Genomic DNA, 18,005 nt, shown 5'->3' on the forward strand with positions numbered 1-18,005 from the left:
GCTGAAATGGCTAATTTCAGCAATTAATTTGGTAATTTTACCAGATTCACGGACACGGAAAAAGCCCGTGTCCTTATTTTTACACCATATTATTCTATCCCATTCAAATATCTTTAATTCACAGCTTTTTATATTGTAAAGACCGCAGAAAATTGACTTGATTTTCTACTTTTTGAAGAAGCTGATTCAGCACGGGTAAAGAGTCTAATTCTCTGGGCATAAGATCGGGATTATTCCGAGCATTTCGCTCTAGTTGGTTAATTTTATATTCAAGTTGATGGGCTAATCGTAAAGCATCTCGACTCAAAGCCACAATTTGTTGCTGTTGATAGAATTTTAAAGCTGCTCCCCGTAAAACTTGCAGAGTCGCTTCTTCCCCATTCACCCCAGGCATAATCCTTAAGCGTAATAATAAATCCGCATTTTGATAAGAACGTAAAATTTCCACTTGTTTCGGTTCTTTGACCGGCATTAAACTTAAATTAACTAAGCGCTTAAATTCATTCAGGGTACTTTGAAATAAAGGTTCAGACATATTAGATAATACCGATTGCACCACCCCATTTTGACTCCAAAGAATTCGGCCTTTTTGCATTTGTCGCTCGAAGTATAAGCGACCAATTCCTCCTTGTAAAACTCTGGCTAATAATTCTTGCAGGAGTTGATTGGGTGGTAAATGCGCCAGTGACTCAAGATCCTTACCTAAATGAACGGAATGCACCGTTAAAACTGGCAATTCATTCAGGGATGGGGAGACCCCAGGAGGAACTTTTATTTCCGGCGGCTTGTTGAGGCGACGGGCGGCGGCTATTTGTTGTTCAGTCCGCACCAAATTCCCCGCCGGATTATAAACTAAAGCCGATTCATTATTTTGATTAACTGGAGGTTCGCTTTCCTGCTCTTTAGCATATTTGCTCGGACTGGGTTTGGCGGCAGCAGCGCTCGATACCGCAGCATGGCGAGAATGAGAATATTTTAAATAAGCGGAAAGGGTGTCACTATGCACTTTGGATTCTAAAGATTTTGGCACCAAGGAACAATTTACATAGCTCAAAATTCGTCGCACATAATCAAGGGCAGAGACATCTTTAGGATCGACCATACCAAGATGGAGGCGACTTCCCTGGATCGATAAAGGCAGGACTTGATAGTAAAGACAGACTTCAAACGGCAGGATGCTATCAATCAACTGGAATATTTGCTGAGAATCAATTCGGGCAGACCCGTCACTTGGAGATGGGGATGGTATAGGCATAGATGGCATGATTTTAAATTCAACTGAGGCAAAACTTTCGGTGACACCAATCGCAGGTATATACCGCTGGCTTTATTTTCTCAGGATAAAATTTGCGATGATATACCTCCGACCCAAGGATGTTGAATGCTAGGGAGTCGGTCAGAGGGTAGAGAGATTGGACTGACATATTCGTGAGGCTTTTCAGGTTAAGTCTCACGCCTACGATCGCCACGTCAGGAGAATCAGCGAGGTTTGGAACAGGGTTCCGATCCTGGATTCATCAGGAATCGGACATGGATGTACCCGCATCCCATAAAAAGTGATCGGGTTTACTTAGTGTATCAAGAACCAATTTTCCCGATCAGGAATTTCTTACGGATTGGGCGGTTAAATACAGTTGAGTCCATTCGGTCAATACTTGAGAAGTTTTTAGATGTAAAGAAGTCGCGATCGCCTTGATGGGTTGACCGGCTTTTAACTGGGATAAGACCTGCCGTTGGATCGGGGTGAGACTATCTAGATATTTCTGCCATTGAGTTGGGGTCAAACCCAGGCTATGTTCGGTTAGAGAGGTTTGCAGCCAGTTGGTGACTAACTCTGGTTGAATTTTCAGGCTAAAAATCCGCATGGCATGGTAGCTGATTTTTTCCCGTAAACGATAAATTTGTTTGATCGGCAGGTTGAGTTCTTGGGCGATCGCCTCTTGGGAACGACCTTGCAAATACAGATGCAGCCATTTAGCCGCCATCGGATCGACTTTTTTGGCTAAATAATCGGCAAATTCTTCACAGACCGCTTGACGCAGACGCTGTTGTTCTTCCCAGGCTTGTCGATCTTCATATTGGGCGATCGCTTGTTCATCCAGGAGGCTTACAGGGTCATCACTGTCATCGGTGGTAATCTCTTGGGAGACTAAGCGAATTAACTCGGTATCGGGTACATGGGTGAGTCCAGCGCGTCCCGACTGGCGCAGATAGTTAAAAAAGCGATAGGTCAAGAGGGGCTGGTTGCGGACTGGACGCAGACAATATTCTTCGAGGCTTGCCAGTAATAAGGCATTGCGTAACCGGGAATCTTCCGTGCATTGACCGATCCAGGTTACTTGTTTTTGCATATAGCGATCGCGCTGACAAAGTTCTTGGACAACTTCTTGGATCACGTCTACCACCGTGCGCTGGCGATCGCGACTCAAAGCCACCCAAGTGCGGATCTTATTGCGAACTAAAAATAAACTGGCCAAGCGACGAATTAACTGGTTATACCCTTGGGTCATGGGTACGCCCAAATAACGCTGTTGTAAAATTCTCCAGCGGTAATCCATCCCCTGAGAAATCACCAAAAGCTCTTGATCGTTCAAGTGATTCAGCCGTTCTGGGTTTTCGCCTAACAGCCAGCGGATCATCCCATCATAACTGCTTTGATATTCTGGAGCCTCCCGCAACAGGCGCGATCGCCAATCTTGTGTCAGCTTTTCTTCAACCAATATCATACCGATTGCACTCCTTCCTCACCAGTCCAAGCTCTGCTGATTCTAATCTCTCATATATTTTTCCTTGTCGGTTGCGGCAAACACGCAATCAATAGCGTAATTAGCGCATAAGTCAGATGTAGTGGCGATCAAATTCAAAATGGTTTGAAAAGATTTGAAAATGATGGGAAGCTGGCAACGGATACCCCTCAAAATCCCGATCCGGAATTTTTTTATACCCTTTGAATACCGAATTGTAGATCCGTCAGGTATGGGATAAACCATCAATCAGGGGTTAATTGCGTCGAATTTGGTAGGATAATGGTAGGATAAATGGCGATGAATAGAAATTGATAATTTTCCGGCGAAAAAACTTGGTTTTAATCAACAGAGGACTTACTCATCAAACCCTAGAAGCTGACTGAGTTTTACTGCTACTCTCGCTCCCAGATTTATTTTTGGTTTAAATCTGAGAGCGGTGTAAGTCCAATTAATTGTCAAGAAAAACAGCCTTCAGGGGTTAAATTTTGCCCATGGGACAAAGGGTTGAAAAATTCGCACTAATTCTGGTTTAGCCACAACTAATGTCGGAAAATTGCGATCGCTATAATCGTGACCCGGTTTCAGGGGAAAAATCTGGGCATTATCCAAAGGTTGCCACACTCCTCCTGCCGCTTGGACAATTGGATAAGCCCCACAAATATCCCAAACTTTGGGGGTTGCTTCGACTCCGCCAATAGTTGAACCGGCGGCCACGCAGAGAAAATTGTAACTCGCGACGCCTAATAAGCGAATTTTGCAGGGAAAAGGATGCTGGACTATCGGAATACTGCGAGAACAAAAATTAAAAAAGTGATTGTGAGTCGGTTCATCAGCGCAAGTTTCGATCGGGCGATTATTGCGAAACGCACCCCTAGGCCCTTTTAGATCTGTTTGGCCATACCAAAAGCCATGAAAAGAAGTTCCCAATGGGGGCATATAGATGTAACCAAACACGGGAATGCCACGATAAAGTAATCCCAAAGAAATCCCCCACAGGGGAATGCCACGGGCAAAGTTGGTGGTGCCATCAAGCGGATCGACGACCCAACACCATTCGGAATTAGGGAATATCCGCTGGCTTTCCTCGCTCAAAATCCCATGATCGGGAAAATGAAATGCGATCGCCTTGCACAATTCTTCATCAGCCCATTTATCTGATTGGGTAATTAAACTCCCATCTTTCTTTTCCGAAGGCTGAACCTGGCCAAAATCCGCAAGCAGTTCACTGCCCACTTTGTTACAGGTGGTCTTGGCAAAATTTAAGACTTGATCCCAAAAATCTTTCATTAGTCAGTGGTCAATGGTCAAATGTAATGCTTGTAGGTGATGCAAAATGTAATGCAATCTGTGTAAACAGTCAGTTTATCGCAGTGGATTTCTCAGCCAGATCATCCACATTAAACCCATTAGAGATGGCCAAACAATACGCCACTTGGCGCCAGTTGCTCTACTTGGGGGCACCCCAAGCCTGCCCCCATGCAGCCAGCCCCCCGTGCAGACGGGGGAAGCCTGCCCCCGTGAAGACGGGGGACGGGGGACGGGGGACGGGGGGCGGGGGGCGAGGGGCGGGGAAGCGCAGTGGCTTTAGTCTAGTTCCCCTTCGATGATCGTCATAATCGTTGCCCTTGCATTATCGCGAAACTCTTGGATATTCACCTGGTTCAGCAAGATAATTGACAAGAGCATCCCAACTGCTTGGGTGGCAAACACCGTGCCGTAAGCCAGAACTGGTTCGGTGAATAGATTTCGACCCGCATCCAGAATGGCACCGCCCAACACCGTCGAAAGTCCTCTGGCAATTGCTTGAGCTAATCCCCATGCGCCAATAAATGTACCTGCTGTTTCCGCTGCTGTCAAATCTAACATTAAGCTTAAGACTCCAGCGGTAAGGATGCCTGATAGTAAACCAAATAAAACTAAGACACCCATGAGCATTCCCGGTTGACCGACAAATCCGGCCATAATAAATAATCCAGAGCAAACTGCCGCACCGATACAGCCATATTTAGCTGTCTTTTGTTTGCCCAAGCGCGGCACAATCAAAAAACCAGTAGACCCAATTCCCATTAAAGTACCCATGCCCAAAAATGCATTCAGGCGAGTGGTTTGGGCAATTTCCATTTTGAAGACTTGGCCACCATAAGGTTCGAGAATAGCATCTTGCATAAATAAACTAATCGTCATTATTAAGACGAAGCAGAAAAATATCCCGGTTTGGCGGTTGGCGGTTAAAATCTTTAAGGCTTTGCCGAAGGTAATTTGATCTTCCCGGTTGGCAACCGTAGAACGGATGGCGTAGCGAGAATACTTTTTTTCTACGCCAAAAGTAGCAATGATGGCTAAGGAAAATACGATCGCTGGAATAATGATAAAGAGTCGGTTAATCGAAGCTTTTAATTCCGCGATCGGGGCATCTAAAGCGATTTGCTTGAGTAAACCACTACTGACAATTGCCCCAATAATAATCCCCACCATGAGCATTGACCAAACAATACTGACCAGCTTGGAACGGTTATCATCATCAGAAATATCCACCAGTAAAGCGGCAAAAGGAGTGGAACTCATACTCAGGGCTAATCCGTAGAGGGCAAAGATCGCCGCGAGTATCACAGCCCAAGGATAGCTGGCGGGAGTCCAGCCGTTGAGCGCTACAGTATCACCGAGTTGCCAAACCACTTGCAAGGCCACAAATGAGAGACTGGTAAATAATAATGCACCGAGCCAAACATATGCAGTCCGGTGCATCCCCATCATGGGTTTGGCATCGGACATTTGACCAAACCATACTCTGGCAGGGGCGACAAACTGATGCATGGCGATCGCCCCGGCGGTAATTAAGGCCGGGACTTTCAGTTCATCAATCATTACGCGATTAATCACACCCAAGGTTAATAGGGTCATCATTCCTAGTCCCATCTGAAATGTCCCCAGACGGAACATAGTGAATAGATTAATTGGTGGCAGTGTTTCATTCATTATTGGGGCGTCCGGTTGTGGTTCAGATAACTGATTTGTTTTCATCGTTTCAGGGGTGATTAATTGTCCTCTAGATTTTTATTTAAGATACCTTTTTCTCGTTCAGGGCTGATACAAATATATCCAAATATATATACACAAATATATAATTTAGACTTAGTTATACTCTACCCTATATGGGATTTTCATCTTTGATGTAAATAATTAATCGGGAATCAATCGTGTACTCATGGGCGGTTAAATCCCGATGATTCTGGTTGATTGGCAATTCATCGCCAATCACAATTGATAACAATCCATCAGTAATTACCGGGGATTCTAGTGTTCTGAATCTCTCAAAAAATTAAGACCTGAGTGATGATTCTCAAGTCTTAATTTTGGCAGTTTTTATGATTAAACCAACTAGGCTTGTTCCTTGGGTTCACTGTTGCCACTTGGAGAAGAATTATAAAGCTCATCTAATTTCTGACGGGCATCTTCTACCGTCATTGATTTCATTACTAACAAGGGTTCATTCACTAGATTCCCTTGATCGTCTAAAAATTCTGGGTGAGGCACTCGTCGAGACCGGGGGGAGGCAACGGGAGACAAGGGAGAATTTTGGTTCCAATTGGTCGGGGAGTAGCTTCTCTGTGATTCAGCACTTAATGTAATCAGACTGCGGACTAAATTACCTACTGCCAGAATTGCTAGGCCGGTAAACGCAAGAATATAAAGTAGGTGTAGCATCGGGTTTATCCTCCAGTGTATTTGATGTTTAATCAGGTGAGCAATTGGATTTGCGATCGCCGCCAAGCTGCTTTTTGCTAACCCTGGGCTTTTATGTAGCGAAACTCTAATCTTAATTTTCGGTTAAAATCGCTTTTTCTTCAACCTATTGTATTGAACCTATTGTTCTGATTGCTGTTGTGCCGCTTGTTCTTGACGAAAACGAATGCTGACTTGCCAGCACTCCGTTAGGAGTTGATGCCAGGGCATGAGTACCTGCATTTGCACTCCCGCTTGACCATTGGTTAAAAGAAAAAGCTGCTTGGCAATCTTGACTTCTTCTGATGCTGCTTGCACTCGTGATAGCATATCCGCCTGTTTTTCTGCACCGAGAAAGTCAATTTTCTCAGTTTCGAGCAAAGTCCGCGATCGCCCAAACCAATAGTGGAAGTCCTCTAGTAACGGTTCTAGTAGGTTTTTGAGTAATTCTGATTCGCCTGGATTCGGGGGGGTCATAGGTTAAAAAAGTCCTAGTCTATGGAATTAATATTAACTTAGTTTACAAATTTTAACATTAGTGGGCTGATTTTAAGCTAACCGCCTAGTTAGTCTCATAATTTTTTCTAATTTTTTAATATTTAGAGGGTTGATATAATGTAAATAGTCAGCAACTTGTTATTATAGCAGTTACAAAAATTCATCCAACAGTAGGGGCAAAGCATTCCGGCAGATCGTATCCGCTCAAAATATTAACCTATATACCGGAATGCTTTGCCCATCCTCCCCTAAGTAGTCGCCCCGCTATTCTACTGTTGCATTTTTAATTGGAAACGGTATTAAATCAATTAATTAAAGTAAATTAAAGAGATCCGCGATCGCCTTGAATCAGAGATCGCGGATCTGGTTAGATTATTCAAGTGTAAACCTGGACTTTCGCCGTTCACGGAGGAACCCAGCCAACTAGGAGATATCAATCGATGAATCCACGGGGGAAATCAAGCTTCATCCTCAACTTGCAGCCACCCGCGCCGAACGGCGTGCAACAGTCGGTCAATGGCATCCCGCTCATCCTCGCTCAGAGAATCTTGCATGAGAGCAGACATTAATCCCCATCGATGGCGGGCGCTGATTTGTTTTGTTTGCCAGATCTGATAAAAGATTTCTGAGATGGTTTGTTTATAAAAATTAACGTAAACTATCATTTGCCTAAGATGCGAGATTTTTCTGGAAGTTTCTCTATATTTAGATTATCTTTGATTGGCGGGAAATATTAAGTAAATTTAATCCTTAATCCCCAATGATCATTCTCACTAAGCCTTGTGACAGAGATCATTGCCTGGGTGAAGCTGAGGGGGAATCCGGGAATGTAACTAATCGTTATCATTAGATTATCTTTACTGCTTCTACTTAGGAAGGGATCAATTTGAGATGGGAAAATTTTTAACAGATAATAGGCAGTAGGAAGTAGGTAGTAGGGAGTGGGGAGTAGGCTGTCTTCTTGAGTCAGAAAGCATCGGGAATAAAAGACAATTTCCCTTGCCCTCAGAAATGCGGAACGCGCCTCTACGGTTTCTAAAGGCAGTTGCTAAAAGCGGTTTCTAACGGTGACTTTCTAATAAAGTAGTAGTGCTGTTGAGAATTAGTTGCGCCGAACCAAGAAAGAACTCGCGATCAATATTTTCCACCACATCCGTGGGCTGATGATAATGGGGATTGCGAAGGTTGGCCGTATCCGTCACCAAGACCGCCCCAATCCCTTGATACCAGAAAGGTGCATGGTCACTACGCAAGGTATCTGGGGTTAAAACACCTTTTAACGGAATGGGTATGGTTAAAACTGGGCTGGTGTGAATGTTTTTACTGGCGATCGCGTCAGTTTTTACAGAATTGAAGGTATTCAGTAAGGGTAAATTTTCCGCATCCCCAATCACCACAATAAAATCCCCTTTGTTGCTAGGGGGAGTAACCGGGATATTCACAGGATAGCTTTGACATCCGGGAATATGGCAAGCATAGCCAATCATGTCAGCGATAATTACCCCTTTTAAGTTAGCGCGGAGTTGCTCATTGCCCGCAAAAGCCAAACTGCCCCAAAGCCCACTTTCTTCTTTGTCAAAGAAAGCCACTCGCAGCGATCGCGCCGTTTCTCTATTTTTTAATAACCGAGCAATTTCTAAAACCGTAGCCACTCCCGTGGCATTATCATCGGCGCCGGGAGAAAATGCCACCGTATCATAATGGGCAGCCACTAAAATCGTCCCAGCGTCGGGGTCTGTTCCGGGGCGATCGCCATAGAGGTTAATTCCCTCCTCAAACTCTTGCTGCTGGGTTTCCCATCCCGCTGCTTCTAGCTGATCGATAATATATTGACGGGCTTGTTCTCGTTGTGATTCAGAATAACGCTCAAAAGCCAAGTTCTCTAAGTCGGTGAAGATTCTCTTAGAAGATATCGTAGGAAAATCAATCGGTGACAATGTTTCCGGTGGTTTTGGGGCTTCCTCCGTCTTGATGGGTGAAAATTCGGACACAAGTTCAGGGGTGGGAATAGTTGCCGGGGGAGAAGAAGCCCGGTTTCTGTGACTGGGGGCGATCGTCATTCCCGCTACCAAAATCATCAACAACACAAACCCGATAAATTGCTGAATCTTATTTATCATCGATAGTCAATGGGCAGCCCCGTAGAATCTGTGAATATTTTTACAGTAGCATGAGTGACTTTTCCTAGGCAGAGTTTTGCCGATCTTGGGCGATCGCTCAAACTAAAATACCCCGTATTATTAAGTGAAAAACTTAAAATACGGGGGCATCGATCAAAGTTAAATATAATCATGCTACCTGATATTAAATTGCGGGAAGTCCCTGCTGAATACGACTGGACACACTAACCTAAGCGGAGACTTTCCCGTCATTATCGGTTAGGAATTAAGCAGATTTTTGATTTTTGCGCTTGCTGGCATTGCGTTGGAATAAGCCACCAAATCCCAAGGCTAAACCACTACCCATAATAGTCAAAGGTTCCGGTACATCTGTTGCTAAAGTCATTTGATAAGTTGAACTTTGATTTGAACCCCAATTTGTGTAGCCGCCCGACAGTTGACCCTTAGCTAAGGTAGTACCATTAAACTTAAACGCACCAGTCAAATAGGGGAAGGAAACTGTAGTGCCAGTGCCGAAGGCTTCCCAGCTAATGAACTGAGTTTCATCTAAATTAAAGGTTAGCTCGGCTATTTCTCCCTTAATGCTTTGCGTACCAAAGCTAATGAATGGGGTGACAGGATCGGTGGTGCAAAGAGTAGGGTTTCCGATTCCACAAGTGAATGCCAAATCATTGATTTGAGGCAGAGAACCGTCCGCAGGAAATGATAGTCCAGCAAAATCATCGAATTTATCATTAACTACATTCTCAGAAAATTTCCAAGTAAAGCCATTGGCAGTATCATTAATGTCCAAGTCTCCGGATAAGCCAACACTACCATGTAGACCAACATCTAGACTGGCGGCTTGGGCTGGGGCGACTGCTACGACGGTGGCGGCGGTGACGGTAGCGGCGATTAAACTGGTTCCTAGACCTAAAGAAGATAAAGTTTTCATGGCTGTACTCCTGGTATATTCGTGAGAATTTTTATTTATATCTATCTCAGAGACTTGAAGAATTGCTCTCTGTGTGATTACTTACGAATATACTCGGAGCTTTTTGGGAGAGGCAATAGCTTTTGCGTAACTTTACGAAAGCTTTAAAATTCGCCAACGAGTTTTCAGGATTTTCTCGTTTAACCTTCCTTGGCGCTTCATATTACCTTTAAAAAACTATCTAAGTAACCCGCTTCTTTCACTTAGAAGCTATGATAAAAAATACCGTAATCCGTAAAAATACGGATATTTTATTTCAGGATTTTTACGGATTGCGGATATTTTTGTCGGGAGAGAATTTACGGGATGCTCCAATCCGCAAATCTACGCAAATTAGATCATCTTTAAAGTAAAAAATTGCCAACAAAAATAATTAAAATTGACGGTGACAAAATTTGCTTATAGCGGTTATTATCCCGATGAAGTACAGAGGTTTTCTGGATTCCCGGCGATGGCGGCGCGGGGGCAGGCCGCCATCGCCGGGAATGACAGGTTTTTTTTGCACTTCATAACTCTGACAAGTGCTGTAAGCGATCGCAGAATTTGTCTAATTCATCGGCCACTCAGGACTGCCGCCGAAACATAAACAGGGGTGGTGAGTATGACCCACCACCCCTGTGAAGATGGAAAATTACCGAGGAAAAAACTCTGATTCGGCTTCGGCGATCGAGAGGAAGTTTCCTCGGAGTTAATTGTTTGTTTGTCAACGGAGAATTTCCCTGGTAAATACAGCAATACTACAGCACTAATACAGCACTAATACAGCATTAAGCCGGTGTATTGTTGTTTTTTGAGGCAGAGTTTTTACGTCGCAGTAAGCCAGCCAAACCTACGGTCAAACCAATTCCCAGAGTGGTGGAGGGTTCTGGGATAGTTGTTGGTACTGCCGCCAAAGTCATCTGATAAGTTGACGAGTTTCCGGTTTTACCACCAGCAAAATTGCCCACCGCAAGAGTTGTACCATTAAACATTAATGAACCAGTAATAGCAGGGGCGGCAGATGTGGTGTTAAAGAAGTTATTTCCCCAACTCATGTAATTAGCGGCATCTAGGTTAAAGCTGAGATTGGCGGTGACTCCCTTAATCGTTTGCATACCGAAGTCGATGAATGAGGCGATCGGGTCGGTGGTGCAAGACTTCATCGACACACCAAACATACTTGGTGCGGATATACAGCTAAATTCCAGGGTACTGATTTGCGGTTTAGAATTGTCCGCAAATGAGACGCCTAGGAAATCACCGAATTTATCGTTGAGGACATTTTGCGAAAAATTCCAGATAAAACCGTTGCTAGTATTAGTAATGTTCAGGTTTCCGGACAGTCCCATGCTACCGGATAGTTGAATCGCTTGGGCTGGGGCAACGCTTACCACAGTGGCGACGGTGACACTGGCGGCGATTAAGCTGGTTCTTAAATCTAGAGATGGTAAAGTTTTCATCGTATTTTCTCGCTTCTGTGATGTTCTACTGCTGTGATTCAGAGGAATCCTCCGTGTTATTACGCACAATTCTAGTCGGATCTAGGCAGTAACCGCTATATATGCGGAGTAACTTTACCAAATCTTTAAATTTCCCCCACAAATTATTGCGGGTTTAGGGCAAGGCACTGGTTGTGACTTCATCATTATAGCGGTTATTGTCCGAATGAAGTACAGAGGTTTTCTGGATTCCCGCGCGGGAATGACAGGTTTTTTTTGTACTTCATAACTATGACAATTGCTATAATTAATAATTGCCAGGAATTGCCCGGACAAGGCAATAGTCCGGGCAATTATTAACTCTAATTATTTACCTTATTTACCCTATTTACCCCATTCGGTGTGGAAACTGCCTTCTTGATCAATTCGTTGATAAGTATGGGCACCGAAATAATCTCGCTGGGCTTGGGTCAAGTTTTGGGGCAAACTGGCACGACGGTAACTATCAAAGTAATCTAATGATGCACTAAAAGCAGGCACGGGAATTCCTAGGGTATTGGCCAGAATTAAGACTTCTCGCCATGCTTGTTGTCGGTCGAGAATTGTTTGTTTGAATTCTGGGGCTAAGAGTAAATTGGGTAGGCTAGGATTATCGCTGAAGGCTTTTTTAATTTTATTCAAAAATCCAGCGCGAATAATACAGCCACCTTTCCAAATTCGGGCAATTTCACCTAAGTCTAAATCGTAGCCAAATTCTTGAGATGCCATACTTAATAAGGCCATGCCTTGAGCATAAGAGCAAATTTTTGAGCAGTATAGGGCATCGCGAATTTTGCTGATAAACGCTTTGACATCTCCGTCAAATTTAGCGGTTGGGCCGGTGAGTTCTTTGCTGGCGGCTATGCGTTCTTCTTTGCTAGAAGACATGATGCGGGCGTTGACCGCTGCACCGATGGTGGGAATGGCTACGCCTAATTCTAAGGAACTAACCACGGTCCAGCGTCCGGTGCCTTTTTGTCCGGCGGCATCGACAATTAGTTCGACTAAAGGTTTGTTGGTTTCTGGATCGATTTGTTTGAATATGTCAGCGGTGATTTCAATTAAGTATGAGTTGAGTTCGTCGGTGGTGTTCCATTCGGCAAATACTTCATGGAGTTGATTGTGGTCGAGTCCCAAGGCGTTTTTGAGGAGGTCGTAGGCTTCGGCAATTAATTGCATATCGCCGTATTCAATGCCGTTATGCACCATTTTGACGTAGTGACCGGCTCCTTTGGGCCCAATGTAGGTGACACAAGGGCCATCATCGACTTGGGCGGCAATTTTGGTGACGATCGCTTCTATTTCGTCGTAAGCTTCTTTGGTGCCTCCGGGCATTAAACTGGGGCCATTGAGTGCGCCTTCTTCGCCCCCGGAAACTCCCATACCGATATAGCGGAGTCCGGTGGATTCTAAGTATGCTACTCGGCGATCGGTATCTTCATAGAGAGAGTTACCGCCGTCGATAATCATGTCTCCGGGGTCTAGTAAGGGTTTGAGTTGGTCAATGACCGCATCTACGGGTTTACCGGCTTTGACCATAATCAAAATCCGCCGAGGACGTTCCAGGGACTCGACAAATTCTTCTAATGAGTAGGTGGCTTTGACTTGCTTACCACCAGCGCGGTTGGTCATAAAAGCATCGGTTTTTTCCGCTGTCCGGTTATATACGGCTACGGGAAAGCCATTGCGTTCCACGTTCAGGGCGAGGTTTTCACCCATGACGGCTAAACCAATGACACCAAATTTCTGTTTCGTCATAATGTGATGATTCTGATGTTTCTTTTGATGAACTCTAAGAAATCAGAGTAGCCCGATCGCCTGTAGGTTGTAATGGAAAAAGATATTAAGACTTGGCGATCGCCCTAGAATCAAAGGGGTTTTATCAGCGATCGCTGACATAACAGACTCTCGGACAAAACCTCAGAAAGAGGGCAATCAAAATAATTCTGGGAAAAAGCGCGATCGAGAACGGGGTCTGAACGGTAAAATTGACCACTGAGAGGACACACCGCCGAGTCTTCGTAGCACAGTACCATTGAAAGGAGCGCAAAAATGCTGGCATATATCTTAGCTTTAGCAGTCGTTATCGGTAGCTTCGCGATCTACATGGCTGCTTTCTTTTTTCCAGAAGTCCATCGTAAAGGAGATATATTCTGGAGTGGCATTGGCCTTTTCTATGCCTTGGTGTTATGGTTCTGTGCTGGAAGAATTACCGGCGCAGTGCTTCTGGGTCAGACTGCTAGTGTCGCCCTTTTAGTCTGGTTTGGCTGGCAAAGTATGCGTTTGCGTTGGGAAGTCACCCCAGCCCGACAACGCACTCAAGTCCCCAGCAAAGTTCAAACAACGGATCAAAAGACGGATCGGGACTTAGAGCAAAAACCCGCCAACGTTTTATCCAAACTGACCGGAAGTTTTACGACCTTATTTAAAGGCAAGTCCCCAGGGGAAACGCTACAACCGGAGAAAACTAAGACTAAAGCCAAGAAAGATAGCAAGAAAGACAGCAAGAAAGACAGCAAGAAAGACAGCAAACCAGACCAGAAAATCGCCGCAGAAACCCCGGAAACCTTGCTTTCAGAGTCTACGGTGGAGCCAACTGCTGCTCCTGAAGTCGTCGAGGTTACTCCAGAGACTCCAATCGCAAGTCAGGCGGACACCGCAACGGAAAGCACTGTTGCCGCAACTGAAACAACCGTTGCGACTCTGGAAGAAACTAATGAGACTAAACCAGAATCAACGGAAGAAATTGCGATCGCTCAACCTGTCGCTCAACCTGTTGTCTCTGAAGCACCGCAGGAAAGTCAAGCTGATGCCGCAGAAACGAACGCCGTGGCAAATGTAGAAGAAATCACCGATCGCCAGACTGAAGCAAAAGAAGATTGGGACAAAGAAGATGTGGACTTTGACCCAGAGTGGGACATTGAGAATCCTCCCGTATCTTCCCCTGCTGTGGGAGAAGATAGTTTAGGGTCTGGGACGGAAGCGGCAATCACCGAGTCCGCAGTTTCCCCAGTTTCTCCTGTTTCCGCCGATAATTTAGTGGCAGTGGATCGAGAAACCGAGTCGAAAACCGAGTCGAAAACGGAAACTAAGACTGAGGATCGGCAGGATAAGTCCGATCGCGATAAGTCAGAGGCGATCGCTGGGAAGAGTCCCAAGAAATCTAAAGGCAAAACCGCTAAAGAAAAACTAGGGGCAAAAGCCAAAACCGAAGCCAAAACCAAAGCCAAAACCGAAGCCAAAACCAAAGCCAAAACTGAAGCCAAAACCGAAGCCAAAACCAAAGCCAAAACTGACAAATCTAGCGGTGGTGTCACGAGCAAAATTCTGGCACCGATCGCCGGTTTATTCGGTACGATTCCAGGACTATTTGGCAAAGGGAAAAAGGATAAGCAAGATAAACCAGACCAAACACCCCTAGTTCAACCGGATCTTACGGATCTTAAAGAGTCGGAGGGCAAAGATGACACCCCGGAAATAGGGGCGAACGCATCTCAAATAGAATCAGCGGCAACCGTTGAAACAGCCGTTGAAACAGCGCTTGAAACAACCGTTGAAACACCCGATCTGGAACCAAAAACTGCACGTCCAGACACTTTAGAATCAGTTGCCACAACCGTTGAAAGTGCCGAACCGAAGGTCACGGAAACTGAATCTGACTCATTATCAGACCCATTACCAGAAGTTGCCGCAACAGAGGTGACAAGTTATGATTCAACGGACGATTTCACCCCAGAATCTGAAATAGAAGCCACGACTGTAAATCGAATTTCGCCAGTGGTGACAGAAAGCCAAAAGTCTCCAGAAAATACGGAGATCGCTGAAGTGGTGCTGGAAGTGGAAGAATTGCCAAATAACCCCGAATCTGCCGAAGTGGTGCTGGAAGTGGAAGACTTGCCAATGACTTCCGAAGCTGCGGAAGTGGTGGTAGAGGTTCAAAATCCAGTTAATTCTGAAACCTCCGAAGAAATCACGGAAATTCAGGATGATGCGTTAACGGTTGATGCAGCGGCAGTGACCACGGTGTTAGAAACCGAGGTTCTGACAGAGGAGAATCAAGTAGAACCCTCGGAGGATGAGGAGAATCTGCATTCACGAAGCGTTGCGGATGCAACATCGCGAAGCGTTGCGGATGCAATATCCGCTGAAAATACCCCAGGAGAAGAGGGGACAGTTTCCACAGAAACAACTGCGGAAACAACTGTGGAAAACACTGCCGCATCTTCTGACCTAAACAAACCAGAAGAAACGGATCTATCTTCCTCTAACCAAAAGCAAAAAGACTCTTCAGAACCCAAGTCAGAATGAAAGTCAGAACCAAAGTCAGAACCAAAGTCCAATAGTGACAGCGAATATTAGACAATTCTGGCTTTCATTCCGGGATGGTGGATCCCCCCAACCCCCCTTAAAAAGGGGGGCTTTTTAGATTTTTCCAGAGGTCTAATATACAGAAAAAAGCTGATTTTATCTGCGTTAGATCCGGGGGAAGGTGCGATCGCGAAGCGTTGCGGATGCAACATCGTTAATAATCTCTAATCATCGCTAGTTATGACCAGTTATGGCCGCTTATATGTTCACAATTCCATCGGGCATCACCGTTTTAATCATCTGAGTATCCCTTAAATTCGCTTGATAAAGATTAGTATCAATTAAAATAGCCTGACTCAGATTTGCTTCAGTCAAATTCGACCAACTAAGATTCGCTCGATAGAGACTACAGCCTTCTAAGTTCGCGCCTCGCATCGAAGTCCAACTAATATTGGTGCTTCTAAGTTGTGCTTTACTCAAATTGGCTTTACTCAGATTAGAACCACTCAAATTTGCTCTAGTCAAATCCGCCTCAACGAGAATTGCATTCGTCAAATTAACCCCATTGAGAATAGCATTGGTCAGATTAGCTTTGGTCAAATTCGCACCTGTAATGATAGCAATACTTAGGTTAGCGGATTCTAATGACGATCCAGATAGGTCAGCATCCATTAAAATCGCTCGACTGAGGTTAGCATTACGACAATTGCTGCCACTAAGATTAGACAACCGAAAGCGCGTTTCACTAGCAATGCAGTGTTGAAGATTCACTTTTTCTAACGTCGCTCGCTCCACATTGGCTCGACTCAGGTTAACCGCACTTAAGTTAGCTTCACTTAAGTTGGCTCTACTGAGATTCGCGGCAATTAGGTTGGCTTGACGCAGGTCTACCGCAGTTAATTTGGCTCCAGAGAGATTTGCTTCTCGCAGATTTACCCCTGTTAAAATCGCCCCTGTGAGGTTTGCCTCCCTTAAATCACAATTCCTTAAGTTAGCCTCACTAAGGTTGATTCCCTGTAAGTGAGCCATTACCAGATCCAAGTTGCGAAAATCTCTTTCCCCTGCTTGATATCTTTCGCTTAGTTCATTGACATCCATCTAACATTACCCTCTGACTATAGAATCGGTCTAAATTTAATGGTCTATTGTTATAATTTATCGCCTTCAATGGACTATTTCAGCTACCTTGGTGGTAATCCGTACTAAATTGTCAGAGGTGCCGGGGATGCCAGGAACTCTTGACCGTGAAAAAAAATCCATAATCTGACGGGTGCGTTGTTTTCGACGCCGATCGCTTAAATGATAAACTGAATTAAAGAACAGGGATTTTTCATACATAAACTCTTCCGGGGTGCCTAAAATTGGCACGTTTAGAGTTTGATACAAGTTTTTAATGCTCTCAAAAAAGGCTTGTGTCCCTGGTTGTTGCTACTCTTAAAAGTAAACGGTACTAGGCCAAGTGGCGATCGCGCTCACCTGATGGCGATGTTGCATCCGCAACGCCGAAGCGAACGCACCCTTGAATATATTTAATTAAATTTTATTAAAATAAAAATTCATTTTAGCATGGCTTAAATTTTTCCAATCTTAAGCCATGCTAAAATTGTAAAATGGTTAAAAATGCGTAAAAATGCCAATTAAAATTTTTAAAAACCAATTAATTTTTTTAACAATCCAATGTTAATTAGCATAAAATTACCTCAAATTACCCAGACAAAAAAGCATAATGTTCTCCGCGTATTCGTGCATCAAAATAACAATCAATAGATTCAAAACCGTCCTCGACACAATCCACAGCAAGTTGATTGACGACTTGTGCTTTTTCAATGGAAGAATCGTCCGAAAGACTTCCTAAGCCAAAAGTCGTCGCGTCTAACAGCCAATCAACCCAATTGCCGTTAATACGGCCTGCATAATCTAGCTCAATCCAAGTTTTTACAGCTTGATTGTAGGAGCGTTTGCTAATCGTAAAATAAATATTTTTATCTCCCATAAATTAACCTTTTTGTTTAGGAATTCAACTTAGCCTAAGCTGCGAAAACCGACAATCATCAAACTTTTCCTAGAAAAAAAGAGGTTAAAGCAATCAAGATTTTAAGCAAAACTGGTAATATAAAAGGGTAGGTGGGGATTAATCCCCAGCCGACGGTTTATCCGCCTTCAGCAGAGCAATGAAATC

At 44.4% G+C, this 18,005-nt stretch carries 15 protein-coding genes; 2 read left to right on the plus strand and 13 right to left on the minus strand.

All coding sequences use genetic code 11. The features are described 5' to 3' along the window. Positions 1-118: 118 nt before the first annotated feature. From ABWT76_RS04890 to gndA, 10 genes are all read right to left on the minus strand, one after another. Positions 119-1,255 (minus strand): hypothetical protein, encoded by a 1,137-nt coding sequence (locus ABWT76_RS04890; protein ID WP_054468468.1) that lies wholly within the window; start codon positions 1,253-1,255, stop codon positions 119-121. 343 nt (positions 1,256-1,598) lie between these two features. After that, on the minus strand, positions 1,599-2,726 hold the full coding sequence (locus ABWT76_RS04895; protein WP_054468466.1) for a HetZ-related protein 2: 1,128 nt from the start codon (positions 2,724-2,726) through the stop codon (positions 1,599-1,601). A 492-nt stretch (positions 2,727-3,218) separates the two neighbouring features. Further along, a complete protein-coding gene (locus ABWT76_RS04900) occupies positions 3,219-4,034 on the minus strand; it encodes an inositol monophosphatase family protein (RefSeq protein WP_054468464.1) in 816 nt (271 codons plus the stop codon). A 297-nt stretch (positions 4,035-4,331) separates the two neighbouring features. Then, positions 4,332-5,768: a BCD family MFS transporter gene (locus ABWT76_RS04905; RefSeq protein ID WP_054468460.1), complete on the minus strand. Its 1,437-nt coding sequence runs from the start codon at positions 5,766-5,768 to the stop codon at positions 4,332-4,334. A 357-nt stretch (positions 5,769-6,125) separates the two neighbouring features. After that, positions 6,126-6,452, minus strand: coding sequence for a DUF2973 domain-containing protein (locus ABWT76_RS04910; protein WP_054468456.1), 327 nt, complete (start codon positions 6,450-6,452; stop codon positions 6,126-6,128). A 159-nt stretch (positions 6,453-6,611) separates the two neighbouring features. Beyond that, positions 6,612-6,947, minus strand: a complete 336-nt coding sequence (locus ABWT76_RS04915; RefSeq protein WP_054468455.1) for a DUF2605 domain-containing protein — start codon at positions 6,945-6,947, stop codon at positions 6,612-6,614. A 1,082-nt stretch (positions 6,948-8,029) separates the two neighbouring features. Next, on the minus strand, positions 8,030-9,088 hold the full coding sequence (locus tag ABWT76_RS04920; protein WP_354635738.1) for a M20/M25/M40 family metallo-hydrolase: 1,059 nt from the start codon (positions 9,086-9,088) through the stop codon (positions 8,030-8,032). Between the two features lie 265 nt (positions 9,089-9,353). Continuing rightward, on the minus strand, positions 9,354-10,022 hold the full coding sequence (locus tag ABWT76_RS04925; protein ID WP_054468447.1) for a PEP-CTERM sorting domain-containing protein: 669 nt from the start codon (positions 10,020-10,022) through the stop codon (positions 9,354-9,356). An 806-nt stretch (positions 10,023-10,828) separates the two neighbouring features. Further along, positions 10,829-11,500 (minus strand): PEP-CTERM sorting domain-containing protein, encoded by a 672-nt coding sequence (locus ABWT76_RS04930; protein ID WP_054468445.1) that lies wholly within the window; start codon positions 11,498-11,500, stop codon positions 10,829-10,831. A 363-nt stretch (positions 11,501-11,863) separates the two neighbouring features. Next, the gene (gene gndA / locus ABWT76_RS04935; RefSeq protein ID WP_054468442.1) at positions 11,864-13,276 is read right to left on the minus strand and encodes an NADP-dependent phosphogluconate dehydrogenase; all 1,413 of its coding nucleotides are present in this window, start codon (positions 13,274-13,276) and stop codon (positions 11,864-11,866) included. A 294-nt stretch (positions 13,277-13,570) separates the two neighbouring features. On the opposite strand from gndA, the gene ABWT76_RS04940 reads away from it, so the two are divergent. Beyond that, on the plus strand, positions 13,571-15,826 hold the full coding sequence (locus ABWT76_RS04940) for a Ycf66 family protein (protein WP_354635739.1): 2,256 nt from the start codon (positions 13,571-13,573) through the stop codon (positions 15,824-15,826). Positions 15,827-16,084: 258 nt separating this feature from the next. Here ABWT76_RS04940 and ABWT76_RS04945 read toward each other — a convergent pair whose 3' ends face one another. Both ABWT76_RS04945 and ABWT76_RS04950 read right to left on the minus strand, forming a co-directional pair. After that, positions 16,085-16,924, minus strand: a complete 840-nt coding sequence (locus tag ABWT76_RS04945; protein WP_054468439.1) for a pentapeptide repeat-containing protein — start codon at positions 16,922-16,924, stop codon at positions 16,085-16,087. 66 nt (positions 16,925-16,990) lie between these two features. Then, positions 16,991-17,212, minus strand: coding sequence for a hypothetical protein (locus ABWT76_RS04950; RefSeq protein WP_156331920.1), 222 nt, complete (start codon positions 17,210-17,212; stop codon positions 16,991-16,993). Here ABWT76_RS04950 and ABWT76_RS04955 point away from each other — a divergent pair. Next, the gene (locus tag ABWT76_RS04955) at positions 17,204-17,359 is read left to right on the plus strand and encodes a hypothetical protein (RefSeq protein WP_156331919.1); all 156 of its coding nucleotides are present in this window, start codon (positions 17,204-17,206) and stop codon (positions 17,357-17,359) included. The two genes, ABWT76_RS04950 and ABWT76_RS04955, sit on opposite strands and share 9 nt — an antisense overlap. Positions 17,360-17,531: 172 nt before the next feature. On the opposite strand, the gene ABWT76_RS04960 is transcribed toward ABWT76_RS04955, so the two are convergent. Further along, positions 17,532-17,819 carry a hypothetical protein gene (locus ABWT76_RS04960; RefSeq protein ID WP_054468432.1) on the minus strand — a complete coding sequence of 96 codons (288 nt, stop codon included), beginning with the start codon at positions 17,817-17,819 and terminating at the stop codon, positions 17,532-17,534. Positions 17,820-18,005 lie beyond the last annotated feature (186 nt).

This window comes from Planktothricoides raciborskii GIHE-MW2 (assembly GCF_040564635.1).
GTDB classification, from domain to species: domain Bacteria; phylum Cyanobacteriota; class Cyanobacteriia; order Cyanobacteriales; family Laspinemataceae; genus Planktothricoides; species Planktothricoides raciborskii.

What these genes read in the sequence shown, in the direction of transcription:
- gndA (WP_054468442.1), bottom strand. Translation starts at nt 13,276, where the DNA reads ATGACGAAACAGAAATTTGGTGTCATTGGTTTAGCCGTCATGGGTGAA.
- ABWT76_RS04940 (WP_354635739.1), top strand. Translation starts at nt 13,571, where the DNA reads ATGCTGGCATATATCTTAGCTTTAGCAGTCGTTATCGGTAGCTTCGCG.
- ABWT76_RS04920 (WP_354635738.1), bottom strand. Translation starts at nt 9,088, where the DNA reads ATGATAAATAAGATTCAGCAATTTATCGGGTTTGTGTTGTTGATGATT.
- ABWT76_RS04930 (WP_054468445.1), bottom strand. Translation starts at nt 11,500, where the DNA reads ATGAAAACTTTACCATCTCTAGATTTAAGAACCAGCTTAATCGCCGCC.
- ABWT76_RS04945 (WP_054468439.1), bottom strand. Translation starts at nt 16,924, where the DNA reads ATGGATGTCAATGAACTAAGCGAAAGATATCAAGCAGGGGAAAGAGAT.
- ABWT76_RS04900 (WP_054468464.1), bottom strand. Translation starts at nt 4,034, where the DNA reads ATGAAAGATTTTTGGGATCAAGTCTTAAATTTTGCCAAGACCACCTGT.
- ABWT76_RS04915 (WP_054468455.1), bottom strand. Translation starts at nt 6,947, where the DNA reads ATGACCCCCCCGAATCCAGGCGAATCAGAATTACTCAAAAACCTACTA.
- ABWT76_RS04910 (WP_054468456.1), bottom strand. Translation starts at nt 6,452, where the DNA reads ATGCTACACCTACTTTATATTCTTGCGTTTACCGGCCTAGCAATTCTG.
- ABWT76_RS04905 (WP_054468460.1), bottom strand. Translation starts at nt 5,768, where the DNA reads ATGAAAACAAATCAGTTATCTGAACCACAACCGGACGCCCCAATAATG.
- ABWT76_RS04890 (WP_054468468.1), bottom strand. Translation starts at nt 1,255, where the DNA reads ATGCCTATACCATCCCCATCTCCAAGTGACGGGTCTGCCCGAATTGAT.
- ABWT76_RS04895 (WP_054468466.1), bottom strand. Translation starts at nt 2,726, where the DNA reads ATGATATTGGTTGAAGAAAAGCTGACACAAGATTGGCGATCGCGCCTG.
- ABWT76_RS04925 (WP_054468447.1), bottom strand. Translation starts at nt 10,022, where the DNA reads ATGAAAACTTTATCTTCTTTAGGTCTAGGAACCAGTTTAATCGCCGCT.
- ABWT76_RS04960 (WP_054468432.1), bottom strand. Translation starts at nt 17,819, where the DNA reads ATGGGAGATAAAAATATTTATTTTACGATTAGCAAACGCTCCTACAAT.